We start from the raw sequence: 16,676 nt of genomic DNA on the forward strand, positions 1-16,676 counted from the left end.
TATGAGGTATCTCTATATGGTTTATACTAAGATATTCTTATTCTTTTAGAGTGGCTTATACAACTATTGTGGATTTGATGCTTTTCAATTTTTCTATTGTAATTATGTCAACAAAAAAAAGCATTGGGATTACCAATGCTCTTTATATTTAAATTGCAATACTTATTTTTTCTCTGGTGGAAACTGTAATAACATTTGAGAAACGAATTCTTTAATACGCGCTTCTTTTTTGTCAATGTTTCTAGTTTCAAGATTTCCTGTTCCTGAACCTTGCCATATTAATTCTTTCTTCTTTGTATCTATAAGATCAATGTATAGCACACCTTCTGTGGTTGTAGATACGGTATTGCCATGGGATCTCCATCCCCAGCCACCATAGCCGCCCCAGCCCCAAGCTCCATAGCCCCAAGCATTGTTATAAATGTCTACACGTTGATTGGATTTGGTGAATATGCTCACAAGCATATCTGGGGTTTCAGATTTGGTAAAACCTTTTGCCATTAATTCGGCCTCAATAGCTCTTAGTATTCTCCGTTTATCGATGTCATTGATTTCAGCTTTATCAATACCAGGTTTGAAAAAGGCGAAGGTTTTGTAATTGTCAAAATTTGCTTCTCTGTCGTAGTCGGATGCAACTTTAACTGATCTACAGGACGTAAGTCCAATTAGCAACATAATTATTGGCGTGAATTTGAGTAATTTTCTCATAATGGCAAGGTGTTTTAAGTTATACTTCGTTTAATAAATTATCATCTACGAAGTTTGGTAAGGTTACCTTTAAATTTGGTTCCATTTCCATTGCGCGTTTAATGGCAAAAATAGCCCCTTCATTTCTAGCCCAACTTCGTCTTGAGATGCCATTATTAACATCCCAAAATAACATCTGTTTCAATCGTTTAGATGCTTCTTTAGTACCATCAAGAACCATACCAAAACCACCATTAATTACTTCGCCCCAACCAACACCACCGCCATTGTGAATGCTTACCCAAGTTGCTCCTCTAAAGCTGTCACCGATTACATTTTGTATAGCCATATCTGCTGTAAAGCGTGAACCATCGTATATATTGCTTGTTTCTCTGTAAGGAGAATCCGTTCCTGAAACATCGTGATGATCTCTTCCTAAAACCACAGGGCCAATGTCTCCTTTGCTAATCGCTTGATTGAAGGCTTCGGCAATTTTCATTCTACCTTCTGCATCTGCGTATAGAATTCTGGCTTGAGATCCTACAACAAGTTTATTTTCTTGTGCGCCTTTAATCCATTGAATATTATCAGCCATTTGTTGCTGAATTTCTTCAGGAGAATTCTTCATGATTTCCTCAAGAACTTGGCAAGCGATTTCATCCGTTTTTTTTAAGTCTTCCGGTTTACCTGAAGCGCAGACCCATCTAAAAGGTCCAAAGCCAAAATCGAAACACATAGGTCCCATAATATCTTGAACATAGCTAGGGTATTTAAAATCTATACCGTTTACGGCCATAATATCGGCTCCTGCTCTCGATGCTTCAAGAAGAAAAGCATTTCCGTAATCAAAGAAATAAGTGCCCTTCGCCGTATGTTTATTTATGGCTCGCGCATGTCGACGCAATGTTTCTTGAACCTTCTCTTTAAATAATTCAGGTTGGTTGGCCATCATTTCGTTGGCTTCTTCAAAAGAAATATCAGCAGGGTAGTAGCCACCTGCCCATGGATTGTGCAGAGATGTTTGGTCACTTCCTAAATCGATTTGAATATTTGCTTCATCAAATTTCTCCCATACATCCACTATATTACCTAGATATGCGATTGAAATGGTTTCTTTTTCAGTTTTAGCTTTATGAACACGAGCAACTAATTCATCTAGGTCTGTGATTTTCTCATCAATCCAACCTTGATCTAATCTTACTTGGGTGATTTTTGGGTTAACCTCTGCACAAACTGTAATACAACCTGCAATATTTCCTGCTTTTGGTTGCGCTCCAGACATACCTCCTAAACCAGATGTTACAAATAGATGGCCTTTAGGTTCTTTGTTAATCTTTCGGAAACCGTTTAAAACTGTAATCGTTGTACCATGAACAATTCCTTGAGGACCAATGTACATATAACTTCCTGCCGTCATTTGGCCATATTGGGTCACACCTAAGGCGTTGAACTTTTCCCAATCATCTGGTTTGGAGTAGTTAGGGATCATCATACCGTTTGTAACTACCACGCGTGGCGCCTCTTTATGTGAAGGGAATAATCCCATAGGATGACCAGAATACATCACTAAAGTTTGCTCGTCTGTCATTTCAGCCAAATACTTCATGGTTAGTCGGTATTGTGCCCAATTTGAGAATACACCACCATTACCGCCATAAGTAATTAGCTCATGTGGATGTTGAGCTACTGCATAATCCAAATTATTCTGAATCATTAGCATAATAGCTGCGGCTTGAGTTGATTTCGCTGGATATTCTGAAATTGGTCTCGCATACATTTTATAATCAGGCCTCAAGCGATACATGTAAATACGACCATAAGTATCTAATTCGTGTTTGAATTCAGGTAATAAAGTCTCATGGTGCTTTTTATCAAAATAGCGCAGCGCATTTCTAAGTGCTAATTTTTCTTCTTCAGGAGAAAGAATTGCTTTTCGCTTTGGTGCATGATTTATTGAAGTATCGTAAGCTTTTGGTTCTGGTAATATATTAGGAATACCTTCTAGTATTTGATCTTGAAATGATAGTTTAGTTGTATGCATTACTTTTTGTTTTGTAAATTCTTATTCGTTTTCTGTGGCGCGTTTTTATTAAATCCATACGGACAATGTCTGCAGCCACTTTCGCAACAATAGCCACGCTTTAGATGGTATTGCTCAGTAAAACAGCGGTAACCTTCAGGTGTAAGATAATAGTCACCGTCTTCAATTGGAACGTATTTTTTCATCATCTCACAAAGATAAGAAAATAGATTGTTGGATGACTTATGGGTTAAAGAGGTTTAATTTTTTTCATTTTTTAAATAAGATGTTTTGTTGTTGAGAAGTTTATTTGTTTCTTACATACTCTATACGGAGTCACTACGGAGTCACTACGGAGTCACTACGGAGTCACTACGGAGTCACTACGGAGTCACTACGGAGTCATGATTAGGTTAATTTTTAAAATTTAGCTGTAGAAAATCAGGTACACAATCATAATTTGGAGGTCTTTCTAAATAAAAATCAACCCGATGGCCTTCTCCTTTATATTTTTTAAATTGTAATTTGGTTTGATTATTGAATTGTGTTGTTTGTGATATTTATTTCAAAATATGTTGTTCCGAAAGGTTATATAGGTATTAGTATCTTCCCTTTTGTGTTTTTAAAGACCAAATCTTTAAAGGCAAATCTCGTGGTGATTAATCATGAGAAAATTCATCTTAGACAGCAATTAGAACTACTCATTATTCCGTTTTTTATCTTTTATATGATTGAATTTATATATCGATGGATTCAATACAGGAATTGGGATTTGGCATATCGAAATGTTTCTTTTGAGCGAGAAGCTTATGCTAAAGAAAAAGACCTTAACTATTTAAAGTCAAGGCCTTTTTGGGGTTTTTGGACATATTTATGATTTACTTTAAAATAACTTTTTCAACTTTTTGAATGCCATTTTCTAAAGTAGCTTTAACGACATAAGTTCCTTTTGATAAGGCCATATTGTTCAAAATGAAATCGGAATTATTGATGCTGTCATTACTGAATAGCTCTCTACCTAAAACATCGAATACTGAAACTGATTTAATAAGGTTATTATCGGAACTAACTTTTATGTAACTGTTGTTAGGAGCGGTGATGCTCAGGTTATTTAAGGTTTGTTGGTCTGCAATACTTAAGGCTGCATTTGTGTAGCGAAGGATAAAACGATCGTTATATGTCCCGGCATCTGATTTGAAACTATAAGGAGCTATTCTTAAATCGTGAATAATATTCATATAAGTGTCTTCTAAAAAGATACCTTGATTAGTGCTTTCAAACAACCCATCAATTGTATTTATGCCGATGGTAAACGAATCGTTTTCCGATATGGTGAAACCTAAAGGAATCGTGTCGTCTTGTGAGAAGGGCAATGCGCGACCTTGTATAGAGTATGTACTTTCACCGATTAGTGAATAAAAATTAGTAGGTTGGTTTAGAAAATTATATCCATCGTATAATCTATCGTAATCGTTTGTGGCATTAGCAATATACCCGACTAGTAAGGTATGCCCCTTATTATCTGACCCTGCTAAGTCTAACCAAATTCTATGTTTTTCTGGAGTGTCGACTTCTTGTCTGTAAAAACTGTTATTAGCTTGGGACTTGTCTCTTAAGCTATTATTAAAAAGGACGGATTCACTTAAGCCTGCTGTATCCATCATGAGTACCATAAAAGCTTGTCCGGAGGCTATGTTTAAGTCGCCAACCGTAGGAGGTATGGTTCCCGTTGGGTTATGTTCAATATAGATATTATCGTAGTTTAAGCCGTAATCCCCATAAAAAGGATCATTATTTGCAGCACTAGGTAACGCCGTATGAGGCCATAAGTAAATGGTACCGCTAATATGGGAATTTAAATTCACAAATTTATTTGCGGATATGGATGACGGATATGGATTTCCTAATAAATTCCAATTATCGTCTTGGGCGGTGGCTGTATTTCCATTACCAATATAGTCTAATCCTGTATAGTTTCCTCTATTTATTGGTACTACTATTTCACCGTTGTTAGGCACTCCTGTGAATAAGGCGGTGTTATTGGATACCGGTATGGTGGTTGCAGGAGGTAGCACGGTTGGTGTGCCCGAAAGACCCCTAACGATATAACCGGTACCATCAATCATTGTACCTGTGGCATTTTGCCAATCACCATGATTACCACTTCCATTTTCTGTAATGGTTGGAATCCATTGCCAAATAAGACTTGCGGATGTATTTGGAGAGATGTTGCCTACATTGAAACCTTTTACTGGCGATGACCAATAGACATAGTTGAGGTTGTCTACAGGTGAAAAATCGTCTTTAGGAGCTCGTTGTACATGAACATTTCCGGAGTTTGGTTTTGTGGTAAGATCGTTTATTTGAATGAGGCTCGCGCTATTTTTAATATTAAAAACACCTGTATTTTCAACGTTTATCCAATCTTGTACGGTTAGCATATACTCTGGTTCTAGGTGTAAAATACCTCCATTTTTCACTGTAACATTTAACGCTTCGGCATGAAGTAGGGTACCGTCTACACTACTTTCTTGACCGTTAGGTATAATCACACAGTTGTCTAAGGTTGGTACACCAGGTGGGCTCCAATTACTATCATTGTTCCAATCGTTGTAGGGGCTTTTGAAAATTTTGGTGTTGTTGGTCACAAGAGCTGTACCTGTTGCTTCGCATCCATTAGATAAGGTGGCGCTTACGGGAATATGAAAAGTAGCATTTTCTAATTGGTCTATCGTAGGCCTGATATAAATAGAATTAATTTGTGTTCCTGGTGTATAAGGTATTGTAGCTGCTGCATCCGTAAATGCATCCACTGTAGAAGGGTCATAAGTAAATGCTGTATTAAGCGGTTTGTCACCGTAAAGTTTAATATCGTCTACGGCAACACCGTCACCTAACCAACCATTCTCACTTGCTTCTGAATAGTGCCTGATTCTCAAGCTTAAGTTACTTTCACCAATATAGGTTGATAAATCATGGTTTATTTCGTGAAATTTAGAGCCATATCCTACGGTATTAGTGAATTTTTGAATTTCAATAGGGTAAGTTAACCCACCGTCTGTAGATAATTCAATAGCTACATATTCATTATCTGGGTTGCTTCCGTTTTGGAAATATCTTGAATAGTATAATTTTAGATTTAAAGTTAAGTTTAAAAAGTCAGTGGCATCAACGGGAGTTACTAGTTCTAATGAATTATGTACTATACTATTTGGTGGGGTTGGAGCCGTATCGGACAGTGCTAAAGCAAATTTATCACTTCCAAAGCCAGAGGATATTGCTGGGTACCATACATTTACATTGTTTCCTGGAACATAGACACTTTCCCTGTTTTGCCATTTGGCTGTATCATTTATTAGATTATTGTTTAAATTATCGGAATGTTTATAGTTGTTAAAAGCACCAAGTCCTCCAGATTCAAAGTCTTCATCGATAAGGTATGCTAATTCTATATCACCACCAGCTGTTAATTGTATGATATCATTACCACAGATTACAGGGGTTTCGGGGTTAAAGGTTACTGTTGGCGTTGGATTTACCTTTGCAGTTATTTCGGTTTTAACTATAGATTCACAACTACCATTAGTGGCTGTTACCCAATAAGATGTTGTAGAACTTAGTACTGGTGTTGTCCAATCTCCTTGAGGCGTGTTTTGGAATGGTGTAGTATCGGTTTCATTATAATACCAATTAATAGTGGTTCCTGGGCTAGCTGTAACATTAAGAGTTACAGCACCGTTATTACAAGTTTCACTATCTATAATGTTTGTAATAACCGCATCGCAGTTGGCAATAACGGTAAATAAGTAGTCCTCAGTTTCACCAAAATTATATTTATATATATCGTCGTAATAAGGAAATCCTTCATATCCATAATAGTAATGTTCAAAAACATCACAGGGACTAAAATCAAAGCCATAACCTTCATAGGCTTCTTCATAATACATCAAGTAGTCTACACTATTATTAACCCTAATTCTTAGTCTATAGTCGCCAGGGATTTGTCCGTCAGGTATTTCAAAGCCAAAAGTAACATTAGAGCCAACAAAGCCAAAAATATTATATACTTCTTCAGAGGGTTCAAAAACTTCATTTTGATTCCAGTCTACCCATGCTTTCCAGGTTCCTCTAGATAGTATGCTTCCTTGACTACTAGCAATTATATTAACACCTTCACCATCTGCTTGGACGGCCAATTGTGGTAAGGTTGTAAAATCTTCAAAACCTGTTGTATTGTATGTTGAGGTATTGGTTGGTGGATCAGAAAGTGTTCCAACAATTGAAACACTATTGATGTACAGACCATCTGGTTCTTCGGATGTTGGAGAACAAGGTTCTGTCACAGTGTAATCTATAGTTAAGTAAGGAGGATTTTCATGAGAATAGCCACCAAAATTATCATAATTATTGTTTGTCCATTCGTTGGATGATGGCCATGCTAAAATAGATGCAAAACCATCAGCTAAGGCGTTTTCGATAAACGTTATTCCAGTAGGATTAAAAGTGTTAACTTTCCATCCATTGCCATTGTTTGCCGAAACTGAATTTGAGATGTCACCGGTATAGCCGTTATAAATGTCTGCCCAGAATACTGCTGTTACTGGGTCCACATTAGAGCTTCCTATAGTCATTTGTCTATTAGGATGGGAACCTACACCACCATAGCGAAAAAGGTGAGAAGTTACAGATGAAACAGTTGAGCCTGCTTGAATTGAAGTGAGATTAAATTTCACAAAAGCATCAATTTCAGCGCCTGAATTGGTGTGGCCTACTCTCATGTTGCCATTGGCTCCTGCTCCGTTGCTATTAACCCATCCGCTCCAAAAATTGGCGTTATCAGGATAAACCATAACCGTCGGATCAATAGCTAAAGGAAAAATTCTGTTAGCATCTTTTAGCCAAGATGTTTCTACTTTTAAAAATAAGGTAATGGTATTGTTTGTTTTTTTAATTTCAAATGAAGCGGGGTTGTTTTGTTCGTGTAGTACTAATTCTCCGTGATAATCTTCATAAACTGTTGGGTTTTCATAGGCGTAGATGGTTTCACCTGATGCATCATTAATTAGTATGCCTTTCTGTTTATCTACACGATGTGTCCAACCACTTGGAAGTACTATATCTTCAGAAAAAACTAAATATTGGGCATTGTTAGGCATGTTTCCAAAAGCTTGGGCGTTTGGAATAATGTAATTTAATTTTCGTTTCCCCGACAATATGGAATACTCCGCAGCAATTGTTCCAAATAAATTGTTGTAATAGGCTTTACTACCATTTATAGTCACGGAAGTGTTTTGGCTATTTTGTATGTCTACAGCTTGACCATTCACTTCCCAATACATTTTGGTGTTTAAAAATTCTTTCACCTCGCCTTCTTTGGTATTGCTTCTAGCTCCAAGGTGGGCGGTGGCTCCAAAGTAAGATTCTAATAAGTTGGTCGTATTGCTATACGGATACTGTGGATTGTTATTGGTAGTTATGCTGTGGTTTATATCTTCCCAAGTTCCGTTATTATCATAATGGATTGGTCCACCACCAATAAGAGCCGTATAGCTACCATCGTCATTAATAAAGTGTTTGGAAGATATGTCTCTTTTGCTAAGGTCTTCTTTTTTGTTTTTTTGAGCTTCTAAAGGACCTGCTTGAGGCTTAGGTAATGGAACGTAACTATTTGGTTCGGGTTCGGATTTTATTCTTTCGTTTTTTAAAGGAGTTTGTTTACTATTCAGAGATGATTTTAACGTGTTTTTAAAAATGGCTTTGTCTTGAGATTGCTTTTGAGCATATTTGGCATTAGCTACTTCCTTCGCCAATTGTTGTCCATTTACACAGAAATTTCCTAATAGAAAAAAGACCATAATAAAACAGCTGAATACTGAATTTATGACAGATTTGGGAGATGGGAAAATGTCGTGCGTTTTCATAAAATTCTGGGTATTATATGGCTGTTCTTGGTAGATTATATATTTTTTTGATATACAATTGTTTAGGGTATTAGCTAATATAATTAAAAATTTTAAGTAGTTGATATTAAAAGAATTGAAAAAAACACGAAATAAGGTTGTCGGTAAATTTTGCAATTGTAAAACATAACGGCCCTACTATTGAATCTAAAGTCCAACATTGAGATAAAACATTTATTGATGATGAAAGTTTGTGTCTATTAGTATTGGTTTTATTTAGAGTTTGCATGTTAATTCTTATAAGTAATAGCATGAATCGATACTATGATATCACATAGCTTAACGTATTTAAGGAACCGCAAGCTGCTATATATCTAGGAAGAGATTTTGTTTATACTATTGAAGGAGGAAGTATAAAAAAAGTCCTTGACACTATTTGTCAAGGACTTTAGAGAAGTTATTACTATGACTAATTGTGTTTACTTAAAGATTTATAACCACTTTTTGTATTTTTTGAAGTCCGCTGTTTAATGTAACTTCTACAATGTAGGTCCCATTTGAAAACGGCACGTCGTTTAACATAAACTCTCTTTGGTTGAGGTTATTATTTATGAATAGGTTTCGTCCTAAAACATCGTATACAGATACGGATTTAATGGTTTCATAAGCAGAACTCACTTTAATGTACTGATTACCTGGTGCCGTAATAAGTAAATTATTTAAAGCCTGCTCGTCTGGTAGGCTTAATGTCACGTTGTTATAACGCAATATAAAGCGGTCGTCAAAAGTACCCTTTCCGGAGTTGAAGCTGTAAGGTGCTCCTCGTAAATCGTGTATCATACCTGTATAGGTGTCTTCTAGGTAGATATCTTGGTTTGTGCTTTCAAATAAGCCATCTAGGGTGTTGATAGCTATGGTATAATTTCCAGCTTGTGCAACAACTAGGCCTAGAGGCACTTTGTCTGTGTCTTCAAATGTTACAGATTTTCCTTGAATAGCCATCTTTTCACCTTCAATTAGTGAGTAAAAACGTGTGCTCGTTTCGCTTAATTCGTAGCCGTCATACAGTCGATCTATGCCATTGGTGGCATTTTCAATATAACCTACCAAAATAGAGTTGGCACGGTTGTTTGGTGAAATTAAATCTAACCAAATCCTATGTTTTTCTATTTCTGTGCCATATTCTAAGGACTTAGCCGTTGGTGCAGCCCTGTAAAATTGCGTGTTATTAAAAGGCAGTGGATTTGTAGGCGTAGAATTATCATAACGCATGGTGTTATTGAAAGTTACCATAGAAGGTGAACTTGCATTATGATCCATGAGTACAAAAAATGCTTGTCCTGCCGCGATGTAGCCGTTAAACCCAGCAGGGTTAGATCCTGTGCTGTTGTAGCCAATATAATCGTTTGGATTGTAGTTGTACACATAGTCGCCATAAAAAGGATCGTCTATGGTACTTGGTGCAGAGGTATGGGTCCATAAATACACCGTTCCAAAAATAGCAGGTGTGTTTGGGTCTGGTGTTTCACTTAATGTGCCTCCGTTTACAGCTATAAATAAATCGGCAGAGATAGAAGATGGATATGGGTTTCCAATTAAATTCCAATTATCGTCTAATTCTGTTGCATCTGTATTCCCAGCACCAGTATAATCTGCTCCAGTATAACCACCATGCATGATAGGAATTTGAATCCTTCCATTTCTTGGTACTCCTGTAAATTCCACGGTATTGGTTGGTGCTACGCCTTCAGGGTTTGTGCCAGAAATTCCACGAATTATATAACCCTTAGCTGGTTCCATAATTTCTGAGGTAGCTTGCCAATTTCCATACTTAGCAGCTGTAGTTGGCAGCCATTTGTATCTTTGGTTTGAACCTGGTGATACAGCTGTTACCGAAAAATCATCCACAGGAGAAGACCAGTACACATAATCTTGTGGTGAAAGATCGTTGACAGTGCGTTGCATTTGAATATTACCCGTATTGGTGATTCCCGTATTGGTAATTTGCACTAAGTTAGAGGAGTTTCGTAAAATAAGCTTTCCATCTACGGTAATATCATCGGTTATGATTAATCCGGATTCACTTTCTACTTCTAAATAGCCATTGGTTTCTACCAGCAAGGTTTTTCCTAAACCTGGACTAGTAGCCGAATCTACAATTGGTGAATGATTAGTAGTATTAGCGTCTGGAATAATCACGCAGTTTTGGTTGGTAGGAATCCCTATTGGGGTCCAGTTGCTGGAGTTAAACCAATCTGTGTTTATGGAGCCGTTCCAGATTTTTTTATTTCTAGAGACCGTAACGGTGTCACTACAGCCATTTTGGTCTGTAGCGGTATAAGTTTGTGTGCCGTTTGGAGCTGCATAGACGGTATCTGTAAATCCACCAGTATAGGCTGTGGTAAGGGAAGCATCTGTATAAAGGCCTGTTGTTGGAGACCAAGTTATTTGTGGTATTACGGGGGGTGCGTCACCTGTAAGTATGATATCATCTATATACCAATAAGATAAACCAAATGGCATTCCGTTCAATTGGAATCGAATACGTAAACTGTTCCCCGATAAAGCAAACAAATCAATATTACGAGTTTCTTGATTGATATCATTAGTAACAGGGTTGACATTATATTGATTTACCCAACCAGCACCATCTAAACTTGTTTGTATAGATATTGAATAAAAATAAGAACTGCCATAATGGTCTAAATATTGTTTTAAGTCTAATTGTAGATTGGTTTGTCCGGCAATGTTAATTGGAGGTGAGGTTAAACTCACAGTGCCATTGGCTGATGAATCATAACCTCCTGATAATGTACCTTCATAAGGTGTTCCACCTGCATTTGACGAATTTGTAACAGTCCAACTTCCAGCGCCAGCGCTATTATTTACTGTCCAACCTGTAGGTATACTTGTGCCACGAAAATCTTCTGAAAAAACAGTAGTTGTACCTCCTGGACTTCCAAGTGAAGTTGCTACAAATTGAGAATAATTTAAAGTACAGTCATCAGCACCAATAGGATTAAGCGCTTCTGCAATAGAAATGTTACACAAAATACTACAGGTAATGTCTGCAGCCCACCCTGATTGTGTTCCACCTCCATTGCTTGTAAAAGTAAACGTTAATTCACCTGATGGATCTGTTGAAGTGAATGGACCTGGAATTGTTGTTCCTGTAAAGGAGCCTAATGAAGTTGCTCCATCAAAAACCTCTAAAGTGTCACCACTATCAAGATTAAATGCGGTAAAAGTTGTTGTAACAGCATCTCCAGGGTTAATTGGTGCAATAACTGTTGTTTCGTTTTCGTTGTTTGTATAATCTCCAGATACACCACCACTATCGTAAAACGTATCTCCACATGTAGGTATTAATGGGGGAGGGGTGCATACAATATCTGCCGCCCAACCAGCGCCTACTCCAGAACCGTTACTTGTAAAAACAAAGGTAAGTGTGCCTGAAGCATGGGTAGATGTAAATGGCCCAGGGTTAGTTGTTCCAGAATATGTACCTAATGAAGGTGCTGAGGTGTCAGGTCCATCATAAACTGCTAAGCTATCTCCGGGGGCTATATCAAAAACAGTGAAAGTTGTTGTTACGGTTCCTCCTGCTTCAAACGGATATATGGTTGTGGTTTCTGCTAAATTGTTAGAGTAATCCCCAGTTTCCCCACCACTGTCATAAAATTTATTACCGCAAACAGGAAGGTCTTTACAGCTAGTGGCCCCTGTTCCACCAGTTTGTTGTAGCGAGATAGACCCAGGTTTATTACCATAATTGGTAATTAGCACGATATAAATTTCACCAGTTTGGGCACCTGTTATGGTAAGAGTTTCTGCTGGAGCAGCATCATAGCTACAGTCTACTATATGGTCGGGTGTATAGGGGTAAAAATTTGGTTCTGTTGTACTTGTATTGCTAGGGCATGTAGCGCAATCAGTTAATGTAATCGAGGCATCGGCATCAGCGATAGAATTAAATGGACCCCATGCTATAAAATCAACATCCAATCCGTCTCCATTCACATCTGTTTGTGAGATATTAAAAATTAAATCACCTGGTTGGGCTATGGTTATATAGTAATAAGCAGCGTTTGGGATGCTGCCTAAACATCCTACATCTGTCCAATTAGTTTCTCCTGTAACATTTGGGAACACCAATTCGGATCCGCCTGCACAAAATTGTTCCGCATTTGCTACGGAATCTCCTTGGGCAAAGTTGTTTTGACAAAATAGGGTGACGAAAATAAGTAGTAGGGTAATTTTTTTCATTTTAGTTGCTTTGGTAGGTTAGGGCTTAAAGGAAACTAGAAAATTGCCAATCGGTATATTGTTCTTGGCGCGTGTTAGTGTTTATGATTTGAGCACGCCATTTAAAACATTTGGTGTTGTATTCGCGTGAACTTAATAAGAGATTTCCTGTTGGGTTTTCGGCTAGGTTTTTAAAAGTTTTTAAAACCATATCAGATCTGTTTTTTCCATTCAATGTATTCCAGCAATCATTTATTGGTTGGACTTCAATGTTTAAAGTAGTGGCTGTTCTATTTGTTGAATTAGAAAAGTCCCATGAAATTTCTACATTATTGGTACTTGAATTTTCAATCAAAATGGTTTTAGACTCGATGACAAAGCCATTTTTATTAATTTCTGTTTGTCCAAAAGCGCTTAATGAAAATAGGAGTCCTAAAATCAGTGGTAGGTATAAATCGGAAAATCTGAATGATGTAGGGAAATTAAGGTAGGAGTACTGCGTTTTCATAGATTAAATGAGGCTAATATTGTTCTTAAGTGACTTGATTAGGTGTTAATTTTAATAGATATTCTGTAAAATTGTTAAATGTCATGAAAATAATTAAAAATGTTAAATAAATCGTAAAGTATTTTCTAATAAATTCTATAATAAAGGGAGATTACTGTTGTGAAGTATGATGATTTAATGGCTTGACTAAAACAATTAAAATTTTTAGTAAATCATAAGTTCTGAACCTTAGTTGTTACCTTTGAACTCATTAACTTTTAACGTACAGGTGTGATTGTTATCAAAGACCAGGATCCTATTTATTTAGAGCATCAAATTGATATTAAACTCGATTATTTAAATCATAAATATATCTCAGGCAACAAATACCGAAAGTTGAAGTACAATCTTCTAGAGGCTAAGGGTCTTGGTTTTACCAAAATATTAACGTTCGGAGGTGCTTATTCTAATCATATAGCGGCAGTAGCTGCAGCGGGTAAGGAATTTGGTTTTGATACCATTGGCATCATACGTGGCGAAGAGTTAGTTGATAAAATTGAAAGCAATTCCACCTTGTCATTTGCGAAAGATCAGGGGATGCTATTTCATTTTATTTCAAGGAACGTTTATCGCGAAAAGACTTCAGCAACTTTTCTAAATGACTTAAAATCAAGGTTCGGTAGTTTTTATTTAATTCCTGAAGGCGGTACAAATTCTTTAGCAATTAAAGGCTGTGAGGAAATATTAAGACTTGAGGATTCGAAGTATGATTATATCTGTTGTGCCGTAGGGACAGGTGGTACCATTTCAGGATTAATTAACAGTTCTCAATCACATCAACATATCTTAGGTTTTCCGGCGCTTAAAGGTGACTTTTTACGAGAAGATATTCGTAAATTTGCACATCAAGAAAATTGGAGTTTAATAACTGATTATCATTTTGGTGGTTATGGCAAAATAAAGCCCGAATTAATTGCGTTTATAAATCAATTTAAAAACAGATATCATATTCCACTAGATCCTATTTACACTGGTAAAATGATGTATGGGATTTTTGATTTGATGGACAAAGGATTTTTCGCAGAGGGTTCACAAATTCTAGCCATTCATACCGGAGGTTTACAGGGAATTTCAGGTGTTAATAAATTATTGAAACGAAAAAATCAGCCTTTAATCGATATATAAAATATGAAGTTGAGATATTTAATAATGTTACTTGTTTTAGTAGCTATGAGTTGTGGTCCAAAGAAAGGAATTGTTACAAAAAAGAAAAACAGCAAGACCAATAAGACAGTGGTTGTTAAGGACAGAGAAGAAGACCGCAGCGTTGAGGTTGAAAAACAACCAGAAGTAAAAGTTAATGATACTCGCAATGTTGTAGAAATTTATATCGATCAATATTCTGAAATTGCTAAAAATAAAATGAGAACTCATAAAATTCCGGCAAGTATTACTTTGGCGCAAGGCATTTTAGAATCTGGGTCTGGACGTGGACGATTAGCTGTTGAAGGCAACAATCATTTTGGTATTAAGTGTCATGGTTGGCAAGGCGCTAAAATCTATCATGACGATGATCGTTCTCAAGAGTGTTTCCGAAAGTATAAAAAGGCAGAAGGGTCTTATGAAGATCATTCAGAATTTCTAACTGGAAGACAGCGTTATTCGGGTTTATTTAAATTAAAACCAGACGATTATAAAGGTTGGGCCAAAGGCTTGAGAGCAGCTGGTTATGCTACGGATAGACGATATCCTGAAAAATTAATCAGTTTGATAGAGCGTTACAAGCTGTATCAATTTGATGAAGAAGTGTTAGGTTCAAGATCACAACGATCAACTACAATCATTGAAAAGACATCTAAAAATTCAACGACAACACATATTGTAGCAAAGGGAGATACCTTGTACTCGCTTTCAAGATTATATAAAACAACGGTTGAAGCTATTAAAGCTAGTAACCGATTAAAATCAAATGACCTGTCTATTGGTCAAGAACTTATTATTCCTAATTAAAAAATTATGTTATATCAAAGAAGTAGTGCATTATTTAAAGATGCAAAGACTGTGATTCCAGGTGGTGTAAATTCTCCAGTAAGAGCTTTTAATGCCGTTGGAGGTACACCTATTTTTGCTAAATCGGCAAAAGGCGCCTATGTCTATGATGAAGATGGAAATCGTTTTATAGATTATATTAATTCGTGGGGGCCAATGTTACTTGGTCACGCGTTTCCGCCAGTGGTAGATGCGGTTATTGAAAAGGCTAAATTAGGTACTTCCTTTGGAATGCCGACGGCTTTAGAAACTGAAATCGCTGAATTAGCGGTGTCAATGGTTCCCAATGTAGATAAGATTCGTTTTGTGAATTCTGGTACTGAGGCTTGTATGAGTGCTATTCGGTTAGCCAGAGGTTATACGAAGAAAGATAAAATCATAAAATTCTCTGGTTGTTATCATGGGCATAGCGACTCGTTTTTAATTGCTGCAGGAAGTGGAGCTGTGACCTTTGGTACTCCAAATAGCCCTGGTGTTACTCAAGGTACAGCTAAGGATACCTTGTTGGCACGTTATAATGATATTGAGAATGTAAAGGAATTGGTTGAAGCCAATAAAGGTGAAGTAGCGGCGATTATTATTGAACCTGTTGCGGGTAATATGGGATGTATTCCTCCAATTGAAGGGTTTTTAGAAGGCTTAAGGACTGTATGTGATGCGAATGATATCCTGTTGATATTTGATGAGGTAATGACTGGTTTTAGGTTAGCTAAAGGTGGTGTGCAAGAGCTGAAGGGCATTAATGCAGATATTGTTTGCTTTGGAAAAGTAGTAGGTGGTGGATTGCCAGTGGGAGCTTTTGCCGCAAGAAATGAAATTATGGATTACCTAGCGCCATTAGGACCAGTATATCAAGCAGGAACTTTAAGTGGTAACCCTTTAGCTATGGCTGCCGGATTAGCAATGTTAAAAGCTGTTCATTCCGATAAAGGCTTAATGAATAGGTTAGAGGAGAAGACCAAATATCTACACCAAGGTATGGCTGATGCCTTAAATAAAAATAATGTTACCCATACGATTAACCGAATTGGCTCTATGATTTCTGTTCATTTTGCTGAAGAGGCCGTTGTAGATTTTGAGTCTGCTGCTAAAGGAAATAATGAGACTTTTAAGAAGTTCTTTCACGGTATGCTAGATGAAGGCATATATATTGCACCTAGCGCCTTTGAAACTTGGTTTATTACTGATGCTTTAACTTATGAAGATTTAAATGAAACCATCGCGGCCGTTGAACGGATAGCGAAAACCTTATAAAATAAAAAAGCCTCGTAAAATTTACGAGGCTTTT

10 protein-coding genes are annotated in these 16,676 nt (G+C 36.9%); 4 read left to right on the forward strand and 6 right to left on the reverse strand.

Annotated features, from left to right (window positions below):
- Positions 1 to 162 precede the first annotated feature (162 nt).
- From DFQ11_RS10755 to DFQ11_RS10765, 3 genes are read right to left on the reverse strand one after another with little or no spacing between them, the layout of a single operon-like run.
- A complete protein-coding gene (locus DFQ11_RS10755) occupies positions 163 to 708 on the reverse strand; it encodes a DUF4136 domain-containing protein (protein WP_110475889.1) in 546 nt (181 codons plus the stop codon).
- 19 nt (positions 709 to 727) lie between these two features.
- Positions 728 to 2,728, reverse strand: a complete 2,001-nt coding sequence (locus DFQ11_RS10760; protein ID WP_110475890.1) for a urocanate hydratase — start codon at positions 2,726 to 2,728, stop codon at positions 728 to 730.
- Positions 2,728 to 2,913, reverse strand: a complete 186-nt coding sequence (locus tag DFQ11_RS10765; RefSeq protein WP_110475919.1) for a DUF5522 domain-containing protein — start codon at positions 2,911 to 2,913, stop codon at positions 2,728 to 2,730. The genes DFQ11_RS10760 and DFQ11_RS10765 overlap by 1 nt, the downstream gene beginning before the upstream one ends.
- Before the next feature lie 347 nt (positions 2,914 to 3,260).
- Here DFQ11_RS10765 and DFQ11_RS10770 point away from each other — a divergent pair, with 347 nt between their 5' ends.
- Positions 3,261 to 3,584, forward strand: a complete 324-nt coding sequence (locus DFQ11_RS10770; protein WP_110475920.1) for a hypothetical protein — start codon at positions 3,261 to 3,263, stop codon at positions 3,582 to 3,584.
- Position 3,585: 1 nt separating this feature from the next.
- Here the strand turns inward: DFQ11_RS10770 and DFQ11_RS10775 are convergent, their stop codons facing one another.
- The 3 genes from DFQ11_RS10775 to DFQ11_RS10785 form a co-directional block, all read right to left on the reverse strand.
- Positions 3,586 to 8,628: a T9SS sorting signal type C domain-containing protein gene (locus DFQ11_RS10775; RefSeq protein ID WP_146221526.1), complete on the reverse strand. Its 5,043-nt coding sequence runs from the start codon at positions 8,626 to 8,628 to the stop codon at positions 3,586 to 3,588.
- A 462-nt stretch (positions 8,629 to 9,090) separates the two neighbouring features.
- On the reverse strand, positions 9,091 to 12,873 hold the full coding sequence (locus DFQ11_RS10780) for a CUB domain-containing protein (protein WP_110475892.1): 3,783 nt from the start codon (positions 12,871 to 12,873) through the stop codon (positions 9,091 to 9,093).
- A 25-nt stretch (positions 12,874 to 12,898) separates the two neighbouring features.
- Positions 12,899 to 13,360 carry a hypothetical protein gene (locus tag DFQ11_RS10785; RefSeq protein ID WP_110475893.1) on the reverse strand — a complete coding sequence of 154 codons (462 nt, stop codon included), beginning with the start codon at positions 13,358 to 13,360 and terminating at the stop codon, positions 12,899 to 12,901.
- A 270-nt stretch (positions 13,361 to 13,630) separates the two neighbouring features.
- Here DFQ11_RS10785 and DFQ11_RS10790 point away from each other — a divergent pair, with 270 nt between their 5' ends.
- The 3 genes from DFQ11_RS10790 to hemL are packed head-to-tail and all read left to right on the forward strand — an operon-like array spanning position 13,631 to position 16,642.
- Complete coding sequence (locus tag DFQ11_RS10790; RefSeq protein ID WP_110475894.1) at positions 13,631 to 14,524, forward strand: 1-aminocyclopropane-1-carboxylate deaminase/D-cysteine desulfhydrase; 894 nt, start codon at positions 13,631 to 13,633, stop codon at positions 14,522 to 14,524.
- A gap of 3 nt (positions 14,525 to 14,527) precedes the next feature.
- Positions 14,528 to 15,349: a glucosaminidase domain-containing protein gene (locus DFQ11_RS10795; RefSeq protein WP_110475895.1), complete on the forward strand. Its 822-nt coding sequence runs from the start codon at positions 14,528 to 14,530 to the stop codon at positions 15,347 to 15,349.
- A 6-nt stretch (positions 15,350 to 15,355) separates the two neighbouring features.
- Positions 15,356 to 16,642: a glutamate-1-semialdehyde 2,1-aminomutase gene (gene hemL, locus DFQ11_RS10800; protein ID WP_110475896.1), complete on the forward strand. Its 1,287-nt coding sequence runs from the start codon at positions 15,356 to 15,358 to the stop codon at positions 16,640 to 16,642.
- Positions 16,643 to 16,676: the final 34 nt, after the last annotated feature.

This window comes from Winogradskyella epiphytica (assembly GCF_003217215.1).
Classification (GTDB): Bacteria; Bacteroidota; Bacteroidia; order Flavobacteriales; family Flavobacteriaceae; genus Winogradskyella; species Winogradskyella epiphytica.

Excerpts from the sequence above, each read along its gene's own strand:
- DFQ11_RS10755 (WP_110475889.1), bottom strand. The coding sequence starts at position 708 with ATGAGAAAATTACTCAAATTCACGCCAATAATTATGTTGCTAATTGGA.
- DFQ11_RS10760 (WP_110475890.1), bottom strand. The coding sequence starts at position 2,728 with ATGCATACAACTAAACTATCATTTCAAGATCAAATACTAGAAGGTATT.
- DFQ11_RS10765 (WP_110475919.1), bottom strand. The coding sequence starts at position 2,913 with ATGAAAAAATACGTTCCAATTGAAGACGGTGACTATTATCTTACACCT.
- DFQ11_RS10775 (WP_146221526.1), bottom strand. The coding sequence starts at position 8,628 with ATGAAAACGCACGACATTTTCCCATCTCCCAAATCTGTCATAAATTCA.
- DFQ11_RS10780 (WP_110475892.1), bottom strand. The coding sequence starts at position 12,873 with ATGAAAAAAATTACCCTACTACTTATTTTCGTCACCCTATTTTGTCAA.
- DFQ11_RS10785 (WP_110475893.1), bottom strand. The coding sequence starts at position 13,360 with ATGAAAACGCAGTACTCCTACCTTAATTTCCCTACATCATTCAGATTT.
- DFQ11_RS10795 (WP_110475895.1), top strand. The coding sequence starts at position 14,528 with ATGAAGTTGAGATATTTAATAATGTTACTTGTTTTAGTAGCTATGAGT.
- hemL (WP_110475896.1), top strand. The coding sequence starts at position 15,356 with ATGTTATATCAAAGAAGTAGTGCATTATTTAAAGATGCAAAGACTGTG.